The sequence below is a fragment of the Blastomonas aquatica genome (assembly GCF_014639875.1).
Lineage (GTDB): Bacteria > Pseudomonadota > Alphaproteobacteria > Sphingomonadales > Sphingomonadaceae > Blastomonas > Blastomonas aquatica.
Genome location: NZ_BMGD01000004.1, coordinates 320,518 through 340,728, shown reverse-complemented (window position 1 = coordinate 340,728; position 20,211 = coordinate 320,518). Strand labels below are relative to the sequence as shown.

Genomic DNA, 20,211 nt, shown 5'->3' with positions numbered 1-20,211 from the left:
CGCTTCAGATCGCGGTCCCCCCGAACCCTTTGCGTGTCATCGCGCCCCAACCTTGCTCCTTGCGCAAAAACTGCCACCAGCCCCTTAGCCGCCAGAAATTTGATAACTGGCGATAGCCAAAATTCTCAACCACCGCGATCACTGCCAGAAAGGCAAGGTCACGCGAACGGGGAAAGCGCTGCAATTGCACTTCCTCAAGAATGAGGGTCAGCACACTGACTAGAATGCCGAAGGTGAACGTGACGGCAAGGAATGCCAGCAGCCAAGGCAGCGCTAGCAGGTTTAAATACCAAAGCAGCGGGATCAGGAAATAGCCTAGGATCTCGACGAGCGGTCCAGCTACATCGACCAGCAAGATGTGCCCAAATCCGATAAAACCCACTCTGCCATAGCGCGGATTGAAGCACATATCCTTGTGCTTGGCGAAACATTCGAGAGCGCCCCGCTGCCAGCGGCTACGTTGCCGGCCAAGCACCTGCACATCTTCGGGGCATTCGGTCCAGCATACTGGCTCGGCGATGAATTCAATACGGTATGGTTCCCCCAAATTGCGCATATGCCGATGCAGCTTGAGAACCAGTTCCATATCTTCGCCAACCGTCTTCAGGCTGTAGCCACCCACCTCTACCACCCGCTGGCGGCTGAACAGGCCGAAAGCACCCGAAATGACGGTCAGCACCTGCATATGCCCTAAAGCCAAACGGGCCATGAGGAAGGCACGCAGGTATTCCATGGTCTGGACCAGCGCGAGGAAATTGCTGGGCAGGCTCACGTTCACTACGCGGCCGGCATCGATGGTACACCCATTGGCGATCCTGATCGTACCACCTGCGGCGATGGTCAGGTCGGGGTCGTCGACAAATGGCCGCACCACCCGCAACAAAGCATCAGGCTCGAGAATTGAGTCGGCATCAATCGCACAAAAGAGCTCAGAACGTGCAGCATTGATGCCAGCATTGAGCGCATCGGCCTTGCCCCCGTTTTCCTTGTCGATGACCAGCAGCCTGGGGAGTGCGGGATTGGCGTAGAGACCGCGGATCGCCGCATGTTCCACGGCGCTATCGATGAAGCGACTGACCGGTCGCAGATCGAAGGCCTCGACCACCCGGCGCAGAGTATCGTCTTTCGACCCATCGTTGATGAGAAGCACCTCGAACTCAGGGTAATGCAGCGCGAGCAGCGAACGCACGCTCTCGACGACGGTCAGCTCCTCGTTATAGGCAGGCGCCAGAACTGCGATCGGCGGCGCCTGGTCGGAATAGCGTCGCCACAATGTCGCCCCTCGCGGCACGGGCGGACGCCTCGACAGCGCAATAGTGGCATAGACGAGTTGGACGATGTAAAAGCCCGTCTGAGCCAGTCCCGTGACAATGACAATCGCAGCGATCCCTTGGGCCCCAGAAAGCATCCACGCATCCGCCCATGCAGCTGGATCATAGCTCATAGCGCCTGGGCCCGTTCTGCCAGCGTCGATATCGCAGCCTCACGTGCGAGCTCTGTGCCATGCACGCAAGCGAGTTCGAGCTTATCTCGCCCGGTCTTGCCCAACCGGCAAAGAGCTTCGCCGGCACGAAATCGAACCCACCATTCTGTATCGCCGAGCAGGTCGCTCAATTTTTGCGCACCGTTGATGAAGGAAGACGCACCAGCGGCCTGTGCGGCTGAAGCCCTGACCTGCCAGGCAGCGTGGCCCATGCCGTGCTGAATCGCTTTGTGGCCCTCGGGGTGACCGATTCGGCCAAGTGCGCGGTAGATCCGCACCAGCAGTGCCGTGTCTTCTGCTGCAGCTTCCACCATGCCATTGATGAGTGGCACATGCTTGATGTTGCCGGTGTCGGCCAAGGCGTCGATTGCCGCCAGTTTCAGCGCTTCTGGAAGATCGGGTTCGTCGAGCATCGCCTCGACACCTTGCGGGTCAAACTCGGCAAGATCGCGCATGAGCGAAACCACCAGTAAAGACCGCTCTGTGGTGCCAAGGCCAAGGCGGCGGACAAGCTCGGACGTGGGTGGCGCAAAGCCATTTTGCGCTAAAGCCAATGCTGCACCTAGCCGGACATCGGGGTTGGAATCATCGAGCATCTCATGAACCCGATCGGTCACATCGGGAAACATTGCCAGTGCCTCCGCAGCGAGCAGGCGTTCCTGAGGAACGCGGCTGTTGCTTCCTTCGATCAAGTCGTCCAGCACGCCAAGCGTTGATGCGTTGGCAAGCAATGTGGCACGATCCGGCCCGCGTACCATTTCAGCGAGTTCCATCGTCAGCCGCATAGCCTCCCGACGCTCGGTCATCCCGCCGGGCGGCTGCATCGGAGTATCGCTGCCGTACAGCAACAGCGGGGTCAGACGCTTGCGCTCGCTGGTGCTCCGGATCACGCGCCGACCTGCAATAACCCTCACGATCAGCATCGCGGCCAGTGCCAGCAACGCGACTGCACACAAGACCAGGGATAGCTGCCACAGAGCGAACAGAACCGTCAAAATATGGCTTTCAAGTCCAGCCTGAAATCAGTGCGATCGCCACCGTTCTCCCGCCATTCGCGAGCCACCGATGGCATTATCGACAATCGGTCTCCCAGAGGGAATTCAGCGCCGCCGAACAGGGAAGAAACACGTGTAACGATCCCAAGTTCGGTGTCGGGCCCATTTGCAAAGCCGATGAAATAACGGAGACGCTCGCGAGGGGTATAATCGAGCCGACCTAGACCGCCCACTTGCAAACGACCGCCACCGGCCACCGTCCCTATTCCCCGAAATGTTGCCCAAAGCTGCCCACCAGCGAAATACTGCACGATGCCTGGATTGACGGTAACCACATCCTGCAGCGGAAAGCGCTGGTAAGACGTGTCAAAACTCAGCACCGTGGCATTTGCCCCACCTACGATGCGATAGTCTGCGCCAGTGGCCAAAGCGATCTCAGGGCGAAAGTCCGCCGCTGGCGTGCCGCCTGCGCTCAATCTCAGCCACAAATTGTCGGAAGGGTGTAGCGTTAGATTGCCCACCAGTTCGAGATCGTTGAGACCAAAACGGCGGTAGGCCACGATCCGCGTGCCCAAGGTCGCAGTACTAGAAACAGGCGCTGCGGCATCCAGCGAAACCTCGGCCCAATCAGCAGCCCCTCGGTTGAGGTCGCTCAAGGCCCCGCCGACCAGCAGATAACCGCCGCCGCTGGATACGTCCCGACGTTCTGCGCGGGCGAGTCCCTCGCGCGCATCGGCATAATCAGGCGCAATTTGCAGCGCCAGGCGGAAGTCTTGCGCCGCGTTGGTTCGCTGGTCGAGCGCAAGATAGGCAAGACCGCGCTGCACCAGCGCATCGCTGTCGCGTGGATGTTGTGCTAGCCAGCCGTCCAGATAGGTAATTGCCCTTTGCGGATCACCTGCAGATCGCGCCACGACGGCAGCTTCATAATCGTTGACAGCTTGAGCGCACAGCGGGGTCGAAATCGCCCACACCGCCACGGCGATCAGGAGCGCTTTCATCGTCCGGCGAGCAATCGTTGCAGCCGAATCATCAGTTCCTCTGGCAGAAAGGGCTTCACGATGTAATCGCTCGCGCCCATTTCGAGGGCACCAACGATATCCGCTTGGCTGCGGCGGGCCGAGAGCATGATGATCGGTATGTCGCTGTGTGCCTCGTTCGACCGAATCCGTCGAAGCACCTCGAAGCCATCATGGACCGGCATCATCGCGTCCAGAACCACAGCATTCGGCCGTACCGCCTCGAATTGCTCCAGAGCCTCACGTCCGTCACGCGCAATTGCGGTGTCGAACCCCTTGGCGCGTAACCGATATTCCAGCAACTCGGTCAGCAATGGTTCGTCATCGGCAATCAGGATCAAGTTTGCGCTACCCATGCGCGGGTGCATAACCCCCCATTCTCAAGCGATGGTTAAGGAGGTCGTACAAATAGGCCAAAATGCCCGAAGCATGCGATTAGTCGATCCCGGCCGTTGATCCGGATCATTTTTGCCTAATCTGGTGACGCCCTTTCCGGTCCAGCGAGACACAATGCGCACATCAGACCCACGTGAATTATTCTGCCAATCGGTTACCCGTGTGTGCGTTAAAACGACATTGCTGGCATTCCGGCGGTCCAGAAAATCTCACCACGAGAAAAAAATTTCCGGCGACCATAGCTTCAGCGATCTTATGCATGTCCCAGAGGGCCGACAGTCAAATTCGCCCTTGCTGGCATCCTGAGACCGTTGACAGCGATCCTCATTTTTGATGGTGACCGACGCGGAGCAAGCACTTCATGGTCGGCGATCAATGCTTGGTAACGGCCTTCTTCATCACTCCGATCGCGGTAGCCGGCAAATCCACATGAGGTATAGCCAAAGCATGGCTGATGGTGGCAAAGCCGTCGAATACAACCTGCTCAAGTGGATTGGGTTAGTCACCAAGAATTGTATACACTTATTTGCAAAATCCCACCCGCCTAAGCCGAGGCACAATATGAAGCCGCCATCCAGCTCTAGTGATGGAAGCGCAACTCAGCCCGACAAGTCGCCAGCAAACCGAGCGCGGTTAAATTCGACCGTACGCCCTCTACTTTTCCACCCGCTTCGGCGACAGGTGGTGGTAATCATAGGAGAAGTCGGTCCGTTCGGATGCTGCAACCAGCTTCATCGCAGTGATTTGACCGCTGTCGTCCGAGACGAAGGTAACGAGTGCGTCGGCATCAAGGCTGCGATCTGGCCATCTGGCGAGGAAGGTATTGCCATCCCAAGGGACGAGCGGACCTTTCAACAATTTTGAACGCGTGAAATGCAGCGTCAGACCGTTTCCTTCGGAGCGCACTACGATATCGCCATACCAAGGATCGCGGTAGGTCCCAGCGTATTGCTCAAGTTTTCGCGATGGCAGAACGGCATTGGCGCGAATCTGGCTGGCCTCGCTTTTCTCCTCTGCGCTTCTGACTGCGCGCTTCTTTGCGCTTTCTACAACAAATCCGATCCAGTCAGATGCATTGTCGCCTCGCGCGATCAGGTCGGCGATGCGGTGCGAGAGAAAGTGCGCGGGAATGAGGTCGTTCACCAGCACTATGACGGCCGCTTCTTTTTGAGGAAGCAGGATCATGTTGGTCATTCCACCCGGACCAAGACCGCCATGTTCGATCGCTAGCGTGCCAGCGAAATCCGAGGTAAACCAGCCAAGAGCGACATCGTTGAAGTGTGCACCTGCAAGCTTTCGCATGAAGTTGGGTGGGCCAAGTGCGACGACCGGCTTATGCATCTCGCGCAACCGATCCGCTGACATGAACACCGTTCCGTCGGGCAGCTTGCCATCGCCCAGCTGAAATTGCGTCCATTTGGCAACGTCGCGGACCGAACAGGAGATACTGCCGGCGGGGTCTTCTCTCAGTGTGATGTCGCTGCGCGAAACGGGAGCACCGCCTGGTTCGCGCGAATGCTGGACCGCATTTGGGGTTCGTTTTGCCGTAGCGGATGACGTGGAGCAGCTCGTCATGCCGAGGGGATCGAACAGGCGCGACTGGACAAAAACACTCCATGGAGTGCCCGAAGCGCGCGCCACGACCTCGCCTGCAACGGTGTAGAGGATGTTGTCGTAGGCAAAGCCCTCTCTGAAGCCCTGATCGAGAGGAAGGTAGCGAAGTGCAGCGATAAACTCGTCAGCGCTTGCGACCTGATCAGGCCAGTGCAGCAAGTCGCCAGCGCCAAGTGCCAGACCGGAATTGTGGACAAGCAGATCCCGCACGGTCAGATGCTCGGTCACGTACGGATCGCTCATCGCGAATTCAGGGATGTGCTTGCGCACAGGGTCGGACCAGGCGACCTTCCCTTCGTCAACCAGCAGAGCGAGCGCCGCGGCGGTGAAGCTCTTGGTCATCGAATGGATGGGAAAAACCGTATCACCATCTACAGCTTGCGAGGTGCCCGCTGCGAGATGTCCATAGCCGCGGATCCAAACGGGTAGGCCAGAACGCACCACCGCTACCGCCATTCCCACCGGTTCGAGGCGATTGAACGCGTCATCGCTTTCGCGTTGCAATTGTTCATCGCCAATCTGCGCCAGTAAAGGCTGGCTCGAAATAGCCCCCACGATGGCGACAAGGGCAGAAACAACAAAACGTGTCATACGCAACAAACTCCAAGCGGGCTGCCAGAGCATTGCTGTCCTACGAATTTAACTGGTTAGACAGTTCGACGAACCGCGAAATTTTACCGATGATTGCTCCTCGATCGTCGCGAAGCCATGATAAGAGACGGTAAAATTAGCCCGCAGATAGGCCTAGGGTATTCTCAGAATGGGTCGAGCGGTCGAGGTAGGTGTGTAGGAGATCATTCGATGTCATAGGGTGACCGTAGCGATATCCCTGTGCTTCACCGCAGCCAAGAGCACGCAACGCCTTTTCCTGCTTGGCCGTCTCTACGCCTTCGGCAATCACCTTAAGTCCAAGGCCAGCTGCCATGACGATGATTGCCTTGACGATCGCGGAGTCGCCAACCTTACGATCAATGTGTGCAATAAAGCCGCGGTCTATTTTCAGACGGGTGAGAGGGTATTTCTGCAACAAGCTGAGAGAGGCGAACCCGGTGCCAAAATCGTCGAATGCGATGCCCACGCCCAAAGAGTTGAGTTTCCTAAGTGCCTTTGTCGACTGGTTGTTGTGTCGCAGAACGGTCGTCTCGGTAATCTCCAGCTCCAGGCGATCCGGTGGAAGATCGTGCTTTCGCAATGTCGTTGATACAACACCGAAGAGACGGTTAGACCTGAGCTGCGCCGCAAACAGATTAACGCCAATGCGTATCGGTCCCAGGCCAGCTTGTTCCCACTTGGCCGCTACCGCACACGCCTGCTCGACAATCCAGTCACCCACCTCTTCGGCGACAGGACTTTCCTCGAGCACCTCGATGAAATTGGCCGGCGTAAGAAGGCCGTGGTCGGGATGACGCCATCGAAGAAGCGCTTCGACCCCGGACAGCGATCCCGTCGCCAGGCAAACTTGAGGTTGGTACCAGAGCTCGAATTCGTTGTTTGCTAGCGCTGTCCGAAGTTGCGAACCCATGCGATGTCTCTGATCCGAAGAGTTCTGCATTGCGCGCTGAAAGAACTTCCGTGAGCCACCACCATCGCTTTTCGCGCTGTAAAGGGCTAGATCGGCGCAGGAGAGAAGCTGCTCGACATCCGACGCATCATTTGGCGACAAAGCGATACCTATGCTGGTTCCCACGTAGATGGACTGGTCCGAAGCTTCAAATGGGTGCTGAAAACTTTGGAAAATCTCGTTGGCAAGGGTGTCAAGCATCAGCGGGTCAGAGCAACTGGAAACCAAGATCGCAAATTCGTCGCCGCCCAGACGCGCGACGAACCCTGACTCTCCAATGGCTTCGGTCAGCCGCGATGCCACTGCTGTCAAAAGCTTGTCGCCAACCGAATGCCCGAGCGTGTCATTGACGTACTTGAACCCGTCCAGGTCCAACAACATCAGAGCGCAGGAACCCCTTGAAATCTCGGCCGCAAGGCGTCGCTGGAGCGCGTTGCGGTTTGGCAGCGAAGTGAGCGTATCACAGTGAGCCAAGTGTTCGAGGCGTTGCTTGGCAGAATGTCGGTCAGCGATATCGCGCATTAAAGCGCCAAACATCGGTTTGCCATCCTCGATCCACATCGAGAGAGATAAATCGACTGGAATTTCACTTCCATCTGCATGCAGAGCCAGAATGTCGACCGAATGCCCGGCGAGCCGCGCATGCCCTGATCGAACGGCGCGAGCAAGGCCAGCGTTATGCGCAGCCCGAAGTCGGGGAGGGATGATCAAAGATAGCGGCTGACCGATTACCTGTTCGAAATGATATCCGAAAAGCTCTTCGGCGGCTGTATTCCATGAGACAATGAGATTGTCTGCCCCCGCACACACTGCTGCGGTCGCCGAGTTGGCAAGCATCTGCTGGTAGCGATATTGGAAGGGGTCGTGTGAGACGGATCCAGGGTTTCGCCTGCTCACGTTTCGCGTCTGTTTGACCATTCGCCCCTCCCTCATTCAAGGCATATGGCGGAGGAAAGTTAAGAATTATCGACCCCGGGTCGATCCATGGCCGGATGTCGGCTGTCGAAAACCGTTTTAATCAATGGAATGGCGAAGATGAAGTCGCTTTGCTGTATGTGTGCTTATGGGTGAATCATTGACAGCCGCAAAACCAAGAGCAGACGTTCAAGGCAGTCCTGGTGAATGTCGGGTCTGGGTCGGTACACCGACCCGATCGACACCCTCCCACGCGTGGACCGTTTTTCGAATGGCCAATCCGGCCATAGGAGAACGACCATTGAAATGACTGAACCCGAAACCATTGCGACCAAACGTCAGGTCTGGAATGCGGGCCGAACCGTCGGTCCGAAGCGTGTACTAAAGCCAAAACAAATATGGCAAATCCGGTTTTACCTCAATCAGAACCGTCGCCTGCGAGATCGCGCACTGTTTGACCTGGCGATCGATAGCAAGCTTCGCGGCTGTGACTTGGTGCGGATGAAAATTGGAGACATTGTCAGCGGAGGACAGATCCGGTCGCGCGCAATCGTGATGCAGCAGAAAACAAGTCGCCCAGTTCAGTTCGAATTGCTTGCGGACGCACGAGCGAGTTTGTTGACATGGCTCGACCGCCGAGGCGGCACGGTCGACGACTATGTCTTTCCGAGTCGCGTTGATCATGCTGGGCATCTCAGCACGCGTCAGTATGCAAGGCTTGTGGATGATTGGGTTACGGCTGTCGGCCTGATGCGAAGTGAGTATGGAACTCATTCGCTTCGGCGAACGAAGGCATCGATAATCTACAGGGCGACCGGCAACCTGCGCGCTGTCCAGATACTCCTCGGACATAGCAAGATCGAAAACACGGTTCGCTATCTCGGCATCGACTTGGAAGACGCTTTGACCCTCGCGGAAAACACCGAAATCTGAACGATCAGCTCCTCGTCCCTGGCGAGGAGCTGATCCTAATGTCCGGACGTCGTCCGCCAACCGGTTGCAGATGCACGTTTCTCGCCTTGGGCATCCAGAGCATTGCCGGCCGCCATTTCCTGCGCTGCTGCCAAGATCTCAACTTCGCTGCCTGCCTGGCGATACTCCGTCGATGACGTCCCGCTTACGGCAAATGCCCGCTCTATTTTCCAACCGTTTCTATCCCGGCACGCAATACCGCCGTCGGTCGCTCCTCGCCAGGCGCGACAGAATTTACCGCCCTCAGCTGCGAAGCTGAGCAAGATGCGCGGTTCTGCATCTGCGGATTGATTGGCCACCAGTCTGTTGTCGAGCACGCTCGCCAGTTCCGCGCCCGCATATCCCTCGGGAAGGCTGGCTTGCCAGGGTTGCCAAAGCGCCAACACCAATGAGGCAGCGATTGCAGGTCCGGCGATGGTAACCCAGCGCCGGATCATTGGTGCCAGTCCACGCTTTCTGCGTGCAGCTGCAAAACTGATGACTTCGCTCACAGTGTCTGGATGCGGCTCGGATGTTTGCAGCAGCGATACAAGATGGGCCGGAACCTTTTCGGTTACGATTGGCGCATAGCGTGCAGCGAGCACGGCTTTGAGCCGACGATGCCGCTCGACCTCGCTCGCAAGTGTCGGATCAGCAGCTACGGCCGCCTCCACCTGCGCCTTGTCGGCACCCTCCAGCTCGCCATCAGCGAAGGCGGCAATCATTTCCGGTGAGATGTTCATGCCGCGTCATCCAACAGACCTTGCAAAGCATCCCTTCCGCGCACCAGTCGGGAATTGAGGGTGCCGACCGGACAGCCCACGATCTCGGCGGCCTCCTTGTATGAACAACCCTCCACCATGACCAGCAACACGGCTTCGCGCTGCTCGTCAGGCAGTCGCATTATTGCCCGGTCGATCATGCCAAGCTCCACACTTGCTTCCTGTCCGCCAGACGATCCCACTGACAGACCTGCCTCCTCGGCCACGAAAGTCTCGCCTCGGCGGCGCGAGGCGCGTATCTCATCGATGAACAGGTTTCGCATTATCTTATACATCCAACTATCCAAGCGTGTCCCTTCTTGCCACTGGTTGCGGCGGGCCAAGGCACGTTCGATCGTCATCTGGCACAGATCATCACCGTCAGCAGTCGAGCCCGTCAGGCCGCATGCAAAACGTCGCATCTTAGGCAGAAGATCAATCAGCAGTGGTTCAAACGCCTTGGTCAGGTTTTGCGCCTTTCTGATGGATGAAACGGATGAGCTCGCACGTTTCATCCGTGCTTAAGCAAAAAAAGAGGATAGAACCAATCATGCGCAGATCGCGAGCCATCATCTTTGTCTCATTGCTGTGTGCGATGACCATCGCAGCCCCCTCATGGGCCCAGTTGAGATCACCGCTGGGCCAAGTTGGGCTGCCGAGGGTGGGGGGTGTCGTCGGAGGTCTCGTCGATGAGGCCGGAGATACGCTTGATCAGGCCGGCAACTTGCTGGAACGACAGGCGCGCGATCTGTTGCGCTTGCGTGACCAGCAACTTGCACGCCTGCTGAGGCAAAACAGGGACCGGATCGAGCGCGATGCAACAGGCAGCCTCGCCCGGCGCGGCGAGTTACTTTCGGTCGGAATAAGCCCCGACGACCTTAACAGTCTTAAACGGGCACGTTTTGCGGTCATCGCGCAAGAAACTGTCGAGGGGCTCGATCTCCAGATCACGCGACTACGCGTCCCTGTTGGAATGGACTTGGCAAAGGCGCAGGCGCTTGCTGCACAGATTGCGCCAGGGACAGACATCAGCGCGGATAACCTGCACTGGCAATCGGAAAGCTTGGCTGCTGGCAAGGGCGCGGTCGTTCTGCCCGGTCTGCTGGCTGCGCAGGCGCGGATCACTGTTGAAGTGCCCATAGGGATCATCGATGGAGCGCCTGGACCCGCCATCCGAGTGACGGGCCGCAAGGGATTTGCCACGGGGGCTCTGCTGCCTTCGGATCATGGAAGTGCGGTCGCCAGCCTGCTTCATGGCGAGGGTGCAAGCCGGCTGTGGGTGGCCGATGTCTATGGCAGTGACCCCGCAGGGGGCAACGCTCTCGCCATCGTGCAGGGGCTGGGCTGGCTCGCTAATAACGGCTGCAAGGTGATCACCATCAGCTTGGTTGGACCCCGCAACACGGTTCTGGAACGCGCGATACGGCGGGCGCAGCAGCGCGGTGTCGTGGTGGTTGCAGCAGTAGGCAATGATGGGCCGGCATCGCCGCCTGCCTTTCCCGCTTCGTATGACGGAGTTGTGGCCGTAACCGGTGTCGACCGCAAAGGGCGTGCGCTGATCGAGGCGGGGCGGGCGCTCCATCTTGATTACGCAGCACCAGGCGCAGATGTGTACGCTCTCAATGCCAGGGGTAAGTCGGTCAAGCTGCGCGGCACCTCTTTTGCGACACCGCTTGTGGCGATCAGGGTAGCTGCCGCAATGGCAAATGGCGGCAAATGGCAGACCCGGCTTGACGCACAGGCAAGAGATCTGGGCCCGAAGGGGCCCGATAAACGCTATGGACGCGGGCTTTTGTGCGAAGGCTGCGGCAAGAAGAAATGACTTTTTCGCACCCCCCATGAATTAAATCGGATCGCCCATCCGTTGTCCTTTCAGGTGAGCAGGCAATGACGCCGCTGCCATACAGTTGAAAGGATAGCATGATGAAAAAGATCATTTTTGCAGCAGCCGCAATCGCTTTTCTCCCGGTAACCGCGCAGGCGCAATTGCTAGGCGGCGGCGGGCTTGGCGGTGGCCTCGGTGGATCGTTGGGCGGTTCACTTGGCGGTTCGCTCGACAATTCGATCGGCAGTTCAATCGGAGGCACGCTGGATCGCACCACCCGCACCGTCCGCGGGTCGGTAGACGGCTCAGGTTCCACCGATGGCAGCCAGTCGGTCGATGCACGTCGTGGCACCGTTTCGGCGAACCGCAGCGCTAATGGTTCGATTACAGGCTCAACTGCCAGCCTGGCGGACGTTGTCGTGCCGACTGCCAGCCAAATGGCCAGCATGTCCGGTGGTGGTGCCGTTAACGGTCAGGGCAGTGCCAATGCACAGCTGATCGGCACAGACGCCGTTACCGGGGTCGTGGCACCGGCGGTTCAGGGTGCCCGGTCAAGGGCCGGAGAAGCGGTGTCAGGCATTCGCAACATGAACGCTCCAACCGACGGTGCAGCTTCAGGTAGCGGCGCAGGCTCGGCTGGTGGTTCGCTGATATCCGGCCCGCTCGCTGTTGCTGGTAGCGCTGCTGCTGTCGGCGAAGGCGTTGCCTCCGTCAGTCGTGGTATGCCGGTGATGACCCCGGAAGGTGCTTCGCTCGGCAGGGTCAGTCAATTGGTGGCCAACAGCCGGGGTGAGATCCAGCAAGTCGTCGTCAAGCAGGGCAAGGTGACCCGCGAACTGCCCACCGGAATGTTCAGCGCGTCTGGCGATGCGCTGGTGCTGACCCAGGCGACCGGGGCAGCTTCCGCCGAGGGCAAGGACACCGCCGAGCCCGCGGAATAAAGGACCAGAAGCTTAATCTGGCTTTTGTCCGGCTTGCTCTTTTCCGCCTGCTTGTGGGCGAGCCGCGCAAACTCTGAGGCGGACGCGTTTGCCCTGACCGCCTCTTTTTGCACCTGTCGACAACTTCTATCTGTGTGCTCGATTGGTGCCAAAATATCCGAGATGGATGGATTAAACCGCGGCGCCCAGCCGTTTCCTGTTTGACCGCCAACAATGGTGATGTTCAGCAAAAGGAGAATTGAAAATGTTTAAGCTTGCCACACTGACAATGTCGATCTTCGGTCTTGCAACTGTCGCCAGTGCAGCCGTTCCCATGCTGTATGAAGAACAGTTTGCTCGGATCGAGGAATCAAAGATCATCACCTCGCCGATTGCAGGCATCCAGAACAGTCTGTGGTTCGATTACACGATCAACGTGCTTGAGTCGAAGAAGGAGCTCAGCGGCGATCTTCGCCGTGCAACCGACATTGAGGATCGCCGTGACGCGTGGGAGGAATATGCGGTCGAGCTGAAGCATGAACGTGTTCACTACACCAAGAAAATGGCCAAGAAGGGCTATCGCATGGGCAACGTCACAATCGTCGATTGAGCGCTCGACCGACTAATCGACTGCAATCTGACTGGCTCTGGCCTAGGCGACGAAAGGGCCGGCCATCTGGTCGGCCCTCCAGCATCTCGCCGCATTCGCGAAGATGTAGCTGATGGCAGGTAGCTGCCCGTTTACTGTTGACCCCATGGATGACCGTTTTCGGCGCGAGCCGACATTCCCTCCACTGCATCGGAATGGCTTAATTTGGGTCGAGAGCGGACTGTTAACGTTATTCGTGGTCGACAGTATAAGATGATCGATCGCGGCTCGTAGCTTAGTCCGCCGTGAGATAAGGCGAAAATTGCAGCTATTTCTGGTGCGCCATGCTAGCTTTCGGGCATGGCCGCACTCGAAATTCCGAAGCTGAAAGACATTCTCACTGGTGATATCGCCAAGAACGGCAACTGGGTCGTGGCCAATCTCGAGACGTCTTTAAGCTGGCCCGTTGAAGCTCAGAAAGTTGATTATCTCGGCGATGTGTTCTGGCTCATCCCGATCACACATGAAAGCTTCCCGGCGGTCGCTTACGATCGGAACGAAGGTGAAGAACTGAATGCTGCACGATCGAAGGTATTACGATTTTTAAGCGCTCTATCCTGGACCGAAGGCTCCGGGATCATCGTCGAGCAATTTACCGGCGGAAACCTGCCCCGCCCGATGGGGCGGCAAAAAGAATTCGGTCTTGTCATCACTAAAGACCTCAGCCTCACATATCTTCCTGAGCCAAAGACCAATCGCGGTCAGCTGGCGCTCGCTTTAATGAGAGAGGGGCGCGGTCTCAATCATCCGGCCTACGCCTTCCTGTCATTCTACCGCGTCCTTGAATGTGCGATCCCGAATGGAAAGCAACGCGGCAATTGGTTCGCGGACAACGTTGAAAAGATCACGCATAGAACGGGCCGCGAGGCACTTGATAAGCTTAAGGCGTCCGGCGTCGTCGATCTTGCGGACCATCTTTACAAGTCAGGTCGTCAGGCTATCGCCCACGCTACGGCCGAGCCGGTTATCAATCCCGATGATGCCAGTCATTATCAGCGCCTTCAGAACGAACTGCCGATCATGCTCGGCCTCGCCGAACATGCCATCGAAAACGTCCTAGGCATCAAGACCCGGCACACGATCTGGCGCGAACATCTTTACGAACTCTCAGGCTTTAAAGAGCGATTGGGAGACGATCTCGTCAGCAGGATCATTGACGGGGTTGAGCCGGAACCGGACGAGATGATCGACCTTCCCGTCATTGATGTCGAACTGCGTCGGAGCGAACCCTTCACGGCGCTCCATGGCATGAAACCTGTGCAGGCCGTCGTGCAGAATAAGATGATGCAACTCGTTTATTTATCTCCAGATGAGCTTGTGCAATTCGTGATCGTGCTCGATTTCCCCGAAGAGCGGCTACGTTTCGAATGGAGCCGCGATATTGTCGGGCGCGATGACGGCTCGGTTCCCGCTGCAAACTATGCCGCCGAGTTAAACCGTTTCATACGCGACTACATTGGTAACGGAGAGCTTCACATCTATGAATCTGACACGCGGGAACTGATCAGCCGCGTGGAGGCATTTCTGCCGACGAACTACTGGGCTGATCATGAAGCTCTCGACGAACGCATTGCCCGCTGGGAGAAAGAGGCGGAAGTCAGGGCTGCGAAGGCGAGCTAGAACCTCTTCTATGCCATAAGAGCAAACTAGAGGTTTGTCCGTTCCCACCCACGACTGGAAATGAGCGGGGCTGAGGCGCGATCCTGAAAGCGGCCTTGCGGCTTTACCTCGCTTCTGGGAGTTTGCTGCCTTTCAGTAAGCGACCCCGTTGCGGACATTAGGCTTGCAATGCAAAACCATCCGATGGGCAAGCGATCAGGTGTTCCTCATCGAGACGAAGAGTTAGACGAACTCAGCAGCGAAGAGTTGAGGTCGGAGCTTGCTCGTTCTCGCAGTCGGTTGAGTATTGCGACGTCCGCTAAGATGGCGAAGCAATGGCAAAAGCGCATCTACTGGCTGGAAGGCGCACTTGCGGCTCGGGATTGAACCTCAGCTAACGACCTGGTTGCGGTCATTCGCGATGCAGGCCAGGATGGCCTGATGGCCGATGTCATTTACCTCTCGCCCGATGAAGACATGCCCGACTGCGGTGACGAAATGCGGTGGCTAAGAATCGAGGCATCTGACGATGGCAGGTTCTTTGGCTCAGGCGGTTCATCGAAGGCCAATGGTGATTGGGTCGGCTACAGATCACTTGCCGAAGATGACATTTCAATTGAAGCCGCCTTGGCTGCCGCTCAGCAATGGGCCGCCAAATATGGCGTACCCATTATCTGGGTTCAGCTTGCGCCCTAGGTCCGCTTTCCACCCGTTGCGGCCATGGGATGCCCTGCGGCGGCTGCCTGAAAGCCGACATGCGGCTTCAGCCATTTTGTGGCCGGGACCTGCCATTCAACAACCGGCCCAATTGCCGAACTTCCGCTGATGGGACATTGCGGACATTCCCACGCGATGTGTCAAGCGGCGGGTTTTGCCAGTAGCGGATACCTATCGCCGATCTGACTCCTCGCTATGAAAGCTGAGTCTACTCATGACCGACGGGACCAACAAGCATGGTTAAATCCAAACTGTGGGTGCGCTGCCATCTTGCGGCAAACCGGGCCGCGTGACACTGTTAAAACATGACCGTCAAAAGCATCAATCCGTTACTCACGCTCAACATTGCTGATGGGGTGCGTGCGCTGGCATCGGATGATCCAAGGTCGCCAGTGCTAATGCGGTTCTTTGCGGGCTATGATCGTGCCTTCGTGTTACCCGACGAGCGCGAGGAACTGGCCGGGTTCGAGGCATGTCTCGCGTTGAACGGTGAATATCGGCACGCCTTCGGCCGTGTACATTCCGAACTGGTCACGGTGTTCGAGGATGACGCCGGTAATCTGCTGGGTGGTGCGAACTTTCTGGCGACTTCTATGCAACGTGGTGCAGCGCTGCCGCCCGCTGCCGTGGCGCTGAACTATGTGTTCGTAGAAACAGAAGCACGCGGGCGGGGAATGCTGCGCAAGATATTGGCAGCGGTGCAACAGTTTGCCCTCGCTGCGCTGGAGCTGGATCGCGAGAACGCGGTGCCTGCAATGTTCATCGAGCAAAATGATCCATTACGGCTGACGGCTGCAGAATATGCGACAGATACCAAACATTCCGGGCTAGACCAAGTTGACCGGTTGGCGATCTGGTCACGCGTCGGCGCGCGGGTTGTCGATTTTCCTTATGTTCAGCCGGCGCTCTCGGCGACCCAGCGGGCAGATGATGGTCTGATTTATGCTGTGATCGATTATCCTGGACCGAGCGTCGATGCAGGGATGCTACACGACCATCTGCAAAGCTTTTTCGCTATCTCCGTATTAAAGGGAAAGCTGGATCGGCCAGATGGGTCAGCGACTGGTCAGCTCGCAGCGCTTGCCGCGCGAACGGAGGCTGTAGCGCTGCTGCCAATGGAGCCTGCGCTAGCCTTGCTGCGGGCGGGCGGGCCGACCGGCAAATACGATAGTTTTCGCGCGCTCGCAAAAGCAGCGCTCTAGTTTTGGGGGGCAACAGTGGCACTACGGGGAGATTGGCAATTAGGTGATGATTTTGAAGGTGCCCGCGCGGGCACACTTTATTGGACACTGTCGTTGTACATGCCGCCGGACGATGTCGCGGGAGCAGCGGGGCAGCCTGAGCTAAGGCTGACCCAAAAGCAATTTGCCGATGTTCAGCAGGCGCATCTTCCATCGATGCTGCTGCGCAACGCTATCGACCCGTTGTTCAACGACATTGCCGACCGGGAAGTGTTGGGCGAAGTGCAAGAGCATTTACTCGCAGTCGATGACGCACCCACTCTCCCAACAGCTGATCAGAAAGCGCAGCGCAAGGCTGCCGAAAAGCAAATCCGTTCCAGCGAAAAGCTGATCTTCAAAATGCCCGATGCAATTGAATGGTCGACCGAGGGCGTTACCTATTGTGCTACCCCACCCGGTCTCGAAGACGAGCGGGCAGTGCGCTTTCGTCGTTTCTGGCTTGCTCATAACAACGGTGCGCTAAGCTATCATATGGCTTTCAGCCACCATTACGCTTCACTGGCTGAAGAAGGCGACGTGCGCGGCTACGACCCGTCGACCTTTTATTTCCTGTCGTTGCTTCAGAAGCTCGCCGCGCCAAAAGAATTTCAGGTCGAACAAGACGAAGTCGAGCCCGACACAATCACGTCCGATAAAGAAAAGCCGCGGGCTCGCGATGGCACCTCAGTTTTTGAAGGTAGAACCGGTATCCATCCGCTAGATGGCATGAAGGTGACCGACGAAGCTGGAAACACCCGGTGCTTTTGGCCTTTTGTCAAGCAGCGGCTGTTGAAAGATGCCGAAAAACTGTTCGATCGACTGGAAGCGAAAACCGGCAAACCCCGCGCCGCCGTCCTTGAGCCTTGGCTCATTAACAAGGTGCCGTTTATCGAGGTGCCGGGACTAACGGTGCCCAAATCGCGCTTCATGTTCCTTTTCGATGACGAGCGCTTCTTCAAGCGGCTGATGCCTGTCGATCCCACAACCAATGCGAGCATAGCACGAAAATTTATGGTGCGTGAGGAATGCTATGCGCCCTATCAGCGGGAGTTGGCTGCACGCATCAAGCAGGCAGAGAAAGCTGACACTCCGGTTCAGTTGGATGTAAGCTATTGGCAATGGGTTGCCAATCCCCTGGATTACGAAGCAATGATCAGCCCCGAGCTCGGCTATCTCCGTCCAGACCCCGATAGCCTTTTTCCTAATGTGCAAACACTTGTTCCGGCAATCCGCAACGGTACAGCGTTGCGCACTGTCGATGCCAAAGGCGAGCCGCTCGACACACCCGAGCCGTTGCATATTCCGGCGTTCGAACTGGGCCGCACGGATTGTCTGGACTATTTGTTTCTTGCCGGGTTCAACCAGAACATAATCGATTTTATGAATCAGGACACTTCGGAGATCCTGGATAGCATCGACCCGATTTATCCCGACAGCAACGAGCAGTCAGACGAACGTTTCTTCGTGCGCTACGCCAACCACCGCGCGATGGTGACATACGTCCCCAAGAGCCGCAGCTTGGAAGCAGGCAACGACTACATCGGCACCTGTCCCTATGCGTTTCTCATTCACGCTCTGGCGATGCATAATGAATTTCTTGCGCGAGAGCATGAAGAGCGCAGCATGGCACGCATCGAACGGATCGAGTATCTTGTATCGCCTGCCAAGGACCGAGAGCAGTTAACGGCACTCGACGAACGCGAGCCCCTTGATGGAGACACAAGGTTCGACAAAGCCGAATATGCGATCAATCAAGCGAAGCTGGCAGAATACAGGGATTTTGAGCGCTTTCGCTATGCCAATCCGTTTCGCTACGACACCGAACGTGATGTTTTCGCCAAGCTGGAAGAACTGCGAGGTACCACGCGCAAGAAAAACGCCTTGGCCATGGCGATCGCCAGCCTGGAAGACCATGCAAGCGATCTTGGCCGGCGCCATCAGCAGAAAGTAGATGCCGACGCAGCAAGACGCGAAACACAGCTGAACATCCTGCTTGGGGGAACGGGCATCTTTGGTGCAGGGCAGATGATTTATTGGATCGGGGAGAGTGCGGCGGGAGACCCATATAGTGACCCTCCCAAACCCGCTGAGCCTGTCGATTTCGACTTGCTGGGGTTGTATGCTTTACGTCTCGATGGCAATACAATAATGAACGTTACCGAAGCAGTGATGATCTACGCATTGCTCTTTTTCGTCCCGTTTTTCATCTACATTCTCGCATCTGCGGCATGGAAATGGGCAAGGAACACGCGACCGGATCTCTGGTTACATAATCAACCAAAACGATGGGTGCGCTGGTTGACACGTTAAGTTGTGGATAGAATGATATTCTATCTGTGGAGCGTCAAACGAAGTCAGGTCGCTCCCGAGTGCTACCGCTGCGATTTTGTAAACTGGGTGTCCGGTGTACAGCAATTACAACGGGACATCGGATGACGGGGAATGGGCGCCTTGCTGAGCGGCCACTTTCGGGCGTTCCAGCGGCAGCTTCTATCGAGCGCGGACATTCATGGCGGCCGACGTGAATGACCGATTCTGGGTCGACAGCAGACAACCTGCTCAGCTAATCGGGCAGGCGATTTCGGGATACGGCTATCTAGGATCCGAGAGGTCGAGCAGCCAAGGCGGGGTAGGGCTCGATCGGAGCAACCGATGGCGTATCCGCCTTAAAATGTGGGAGAATATGAGGGAGTAAATTTCCAGCCATCTTAAAATGTTAGCTGTTACAATATGATAGGGAAGTAGTTCGATACAAGCCCTGCCACCACTTCCCGTTTCCCGTCAGCCGCTGCAATGCGGTCTTGGCATTTGCGGTGCGAGCGGGCACAAAGCCGGCATGATTGACATCGTCCGCATCCCTGCACTTTCCGACAATTACATCTGGCTGGCACACGAGCCTGCGAGTGGCGAGACGGTGGTCATCGACCCCGCCGAGGCCGAGCCCGTGCTGGAGGCGGCGGCAAAGCGCGGCTGGACGATCACCCAGATCTGGAACACCCATTGGCACCCCGATCATGTCGGAGGCAACGCTGCGATCAAGGCGGCAACCGGGTGCACCATCACCGGGCCTGCCGCCGAGAGCGACCGGATCGCGACGCTCGATGTCACCGTCAGCGGCGGCGACACGGTAAGGCTGGGTGGTCTGAGCGCCGATGTCATCGATGTGCCCGCCCACACCAGCGGCCACATCGCCTACCATCTGGCGGGCGAGGATTGCATTTTTGTCGGCGACACCCTGTTCGCAATGGGCTGTGGCCGCCTTTTCGAGGGCACGGCTGAGCAGATGTTCGATAATATGCAGCGGTTATCGGCGCTGCCCGGCGAGACGGTGGTGTATTGCGCGCACGAGTATACGCAATCGAACGGACGTTATGCTCTGGTAGCCGAGCCGGACAACGCCGCGATCTCCGCGCGGATGGCTGAGGTGGACGCGATGCGGTTGCGCGGCGAGGCCACGGTGCCGACCACGATCGCGCTCGAACGCGCGACGAACCCCTTCATGCGAGCATCGAGCGCTGCGCAACTGGCCGATCGCCGCGCCGCCAAGGACAATTTCCGGGGCTGAGATCAGCCGCCTTCATTCAGG

General features: G+C 57.5%; 17 protein-coding genes. 9 read left to right on the top strand and 8 right to left on the bottom strand.

The features are described 5' to 3' along the window. Positions 1-4: 4 nt before the first annotated feature. The 6 genes from IEW00_RS13400 to IEW00_RS13375 all read right to left on the bottom strand — a co-directional run bounded on the left by IEW00_RS13400 (position 5) and on the right by IEW00_RS13375 (position 7,986). Positions 5-1,444, bottom strand: coding sequence for a glycosyltransferase family 2 protein (locus IEW00_RS13400; RefSeq protein WP_229737036.1), 1,440 nt, complete (start codon positions 1,442-1,444; stop codon positions 5-7). Continuing rightward, positions 1,441-2,478: a HEAT repeat domain-containing protein gene (locus IEW00_RS13395; RefSeq protein WP_188514900.1), complete on the bottom strand. Its 1,038-nt coding sequence runs from the start codon at positions 2,476-2,478 to the stop codon at positions 1,441-1,443. Before IEW00_RS13395 ends, IEW00_RS13400 begins: the two co-directional genes overlap by 4 nt. Further along, positions 2,475-3,479, bottom strand: coding sequence for a YaiO family outer membrane beta-barrel protein (locus IEW00_RS13390; protein ID WP_188514899.1), 1,005 nt, complete (start codon positions 3,477-3,479; stop codon positions 2,475-2,477). Before IEW00_RS13390 ends, IEW00_RS13395 begins: the two co-directional genes overlap by 4 nt. Beyond that, positions 3,476-3,853: a response regulator transcription factor gene (locus IEW00_RS13385; protein ID WP_188514898.1), complete on the bottom strand. Its 378-nt coding sequence runs from the start codon at positions 3,851-3,853 to the stop codon at positions 3,476-3,478. The genes IEW00_RS13390 and IEW00_RS13385 overlap by 4 nt, the downstream gene beginning before the upstream one ends. 694 nt (positions 3,854-4,547) lie before the next feature. Beyond that, positions 4,548-6,098, bottom strand: coding sequence for a serine hydrolase (locus IEW00_RS13380; protein WP_188514897.1), 1,551 nt, complete (start codon positions 6,096-6,098; stop codon positions 4,548-4,550). A 136-nt stretch (positions 6,099-6,234) separates the two neighbouring features. Then, positions 6,235-7,986 (bottom strand): putative bifunctional diguanylate cyclase/phosphodiesterase, encoded by a 1,752-nt coding sequence (locus IEW00_RS13375; RefSeq protein ID WP_188514896.1) that lies wholly within the window; start codon positions 7,984-7,986, stop codon positions 6,235-6,237. A gap of 303 nt (positions 7,987-8,289) precedes the next feature. Between IEW00_RS13375 and IEW00_RS13370 the strand changes: the two genes are divergently transcribed. Further along, complete coding sequence (locus IEW00_RS13370; RefSeq protein WP_373282640.1) at positions 8,290-8,916, top strand: tyrosine-type recombinase/integrase; 627 nt, start codon at positions 8,290-8,292, stop codon at positions 8,914-8,916. 35 nt (positions 8,917-8,951) lie between these two features. Here IEW00_RS13370 and IEW00_RS13365 read toward each other — a convergent pair whose 3' ends face one another. Both IEW00_RS13365 and IEW00_RS13360 read right to left on the bottom strand, forming a co-directional pair. Then, complete coding sequence (locus tag IEW00_RS13365) at positions 8,952-9,677, bottom strand: anti-sigma factor family protein (RefSeq protein WP_188514895.1); 726 nt, start codon at positions 9,675-9,677, stop codon at positions 8,952-8,954. Beyond that, positions 9,674-10,210, bottom strand: a complete 537-nt coding sequence (locus tag IEW00_RS13360; protein ID WP_188514894.1) for an RNA polymerase sigma factor — start codon at positions 10,208-10,210, stop codon at positions 9,674-9,676. Before IEW00_RS13360 ends, IEW00_RS13365 begins: the two co-directional genes overlap by 4 nt. 80 nt (positions 10,211-10,290) lie before the next feature. Between IEW00_RS13360 and IEW00_RS13355 the strand changes: the two genes are divergently transcribed. The 8 genes from IEW00_RS13355 (at position 10,291) to gloB (ending at position 20,190) form a co-directional block, all read left to right on the top strand. Next, on the top strand, positions 10,291-11,517 hold the full coding sequence (locus IEW00_RS13355) for a S8 family serine peptidase (RefSeq protein WP_188514893.1): 1,227 nt from the start codon (positions 10,291-10,293) through the stop codon (positions 11,515-11,517). Between the two features lie 101 nt (positions 11,518-11,618). Continuing rightward, positions 11,619-12,461, top strand: coding sequence for a hypothetical protein (locus tag IEW00_RS13350; RefSeq protein ID WP_188514892.1), 843 nt, complete (start codon positions 11,619-11,621; stop codon positions 12,459-12,461). A 244-nt stretch (positions 12,462-12,705) separates the two neighbouring features. Beyond that, positions 12,706-13,050: a hypothetical protein gene (locus IEW00_RS13345; RefSeq protein WP_188514891.1), complete on the top strand. Its 345-nt coding sequence runs from the start codon at positions 12,706-12,708 to the stop codon at positions 13,048-13,050. A 339-nt stretch (positions 13,051-13,389) separates the two neighbouring features. Continuing rightward, positions 13,390-14,709: a methylamine utilization protein MauJ gene (gene mauJ / locus IEW00_RS13340; protein ID WP_188514890.1), complete on the top strand. Its 1,320-nt coding sequence runs from the start codon at positions 13,390-13,392 to the stop codon at positions 14,707-14,709. 420 nt (positions 14,710-15,129) lie between these two features. Then, the gene (locus tag IEW00_RS13335) at positions 15,130-15,384 is read left to right on the top strand and encodes a hypothetical protein (RefSeq protein ID WP_188514889.1); all 255 of its coding nucleotides are present in this window, start codon (positions 15,130-15,132) and stop codon (positions 15,382-15,384) included. A 326-nt stretch (positions 15,385-15,710) separates the two neighbouring features. Then, positions 15,711-16,607, top strand: coding sequence for a hypothetical protein (locus IEW00_RS13330; RefSeq protein ID WP_188514888.1), 897 nt, complete (start codon positions 15,711-15,713; stop codon positions 16,605-16,607). A gap of 15 nt (positions 16,608-16,622) precedes the next feature. Further along, on the top strand, positions 16,623-18,935 hold the full coding sequence (locus IEW00_RS13325) for a hypothetical protein (protein WP_188514887.1): 2,313 nt from the start codon (positions 16,623-16,625) through the stop codon (positions 18,933-18,935). Between the two features lie 526 nt (positions 18,936-19,461). Next, positions 19,462-20,190 carry a hydroxyacylglutathione hydrolase gene (gene gloB, locus IEW00_RS13320; RefSeq protein ID WP_188514886.1) on the top strand — a complete coding sequence of 243 codons (729 nt, stop codon included), beginning with the start codon at positions 19,462-19,464 and terminating at the stop codon, positions 20,188-20,190. Positions 20,191-20,211 lie beyond the last annotated feature (21 nt).

Bases quoted from the DNA above. Each gene is read 5' to 3' on its own strand.
- IEW00_RS13370 (WP_373282640.1), top strand. From the start codon at position 8,290: ATGACTGAACCCGAAACCATTGCGACCAAACGTCAGGTCTGGAATGCG.
- IEW00_RS13390 (WP_188514899.1), bottom strand. From the start codon at position 3,479: ATGAAAGCGCTCCTGATCGCCGTGGCGGTGTGGGCGATTTCGACCCCG.
- IEW00_RS13365 (WP_188514895.1), bottom strand. From the start codon at position 9,677: ATGAACATCTCACCGGAAATGATTGCCGCCTTCGCTGATGGCGAGCTG.
- IEW00_RS13350 (WP_188514892.1), top strand. From the start codon at position 11,619: ATGAAAAAGATCATTTTTGCAGCAGCCGCAATCGCTTTTCTCCCGGTA.
- IEW00_RS13380 (WP_188514897.1), bottom strand. From the start codon at position 6,098: ATGACACGTTTTGTTGTTTCTGCCCTTGTCGCCATCGTGGGGGCTATT.
- IEW00_RS13400 (WP_229737036.1), bottom strand. From the start codon at position 1,444: ATGAGCTATGATCCAGCTGCATGGGCGGATGCGTGGATGCTTTCTGGG.
- IEW00_RS13375 (WP_188514896.1), bottom strand. From the start codon at position 7,986: ATGGTCAAACAGACGCGAAACGTGAGCAGGCGAAACCCTGGATCCGTC.
- IEW00_RS13355 (WP_188514893.1), top strand. From the start codon at position 10,291: ATGACCATCGCAGCCCCCTCATGGGCCCAGTTGAGATCACCGCTGGGC.
- IEW00_RS13345 (WP_188514891.1), top strand. From the start codon at position 12,706: ATGTTTAAGCTTGCCACACTGACAATGTCGATCTTCGGTCTTGCAACT.
- IEW00_RS13335 (WP_188514889.1), top strand. From the start codon at position 15,130: ATGGCCGATGTCATTTACCTCTCGCCCGATGAAGACATGCCCGACTGC.
- IEW00_RS13360 (WP_188514894.1), bottom strand. From the start codon at position 10,210: ATGAAACGTGCGAGCTCATCCGTTTCATCCATCAGAAAGGCGCAAAAC.
- IEW00_RS13385 (WP_188514898.1), bottom strand. From the start codon at position 3,853: ATGGGTAGCGCAAACTTGATCCTGATTGCCGATGACGAACCATTGCTG.
- IEW00_RS13330 (WP_188514888.1), top strand. From the start codon at position 15,711: ATGACCGTCAAAAGCATCAATCCGTTACTCACGCTCAACATTGCTGAT.
- mauJ (WP_188514890.1), top strand. From the start codon at position 13,390: ATGGCCGCACTCGAAATTCCGAAGCTGAAAGACATTCTCACTGGTGAT.
- gloB (WP_188514886.1), top strand. From the start codon at position 19,462: ATGATTGACATCGTCCGCATCCCTGCACTTTCCGACAATTACATCTGG.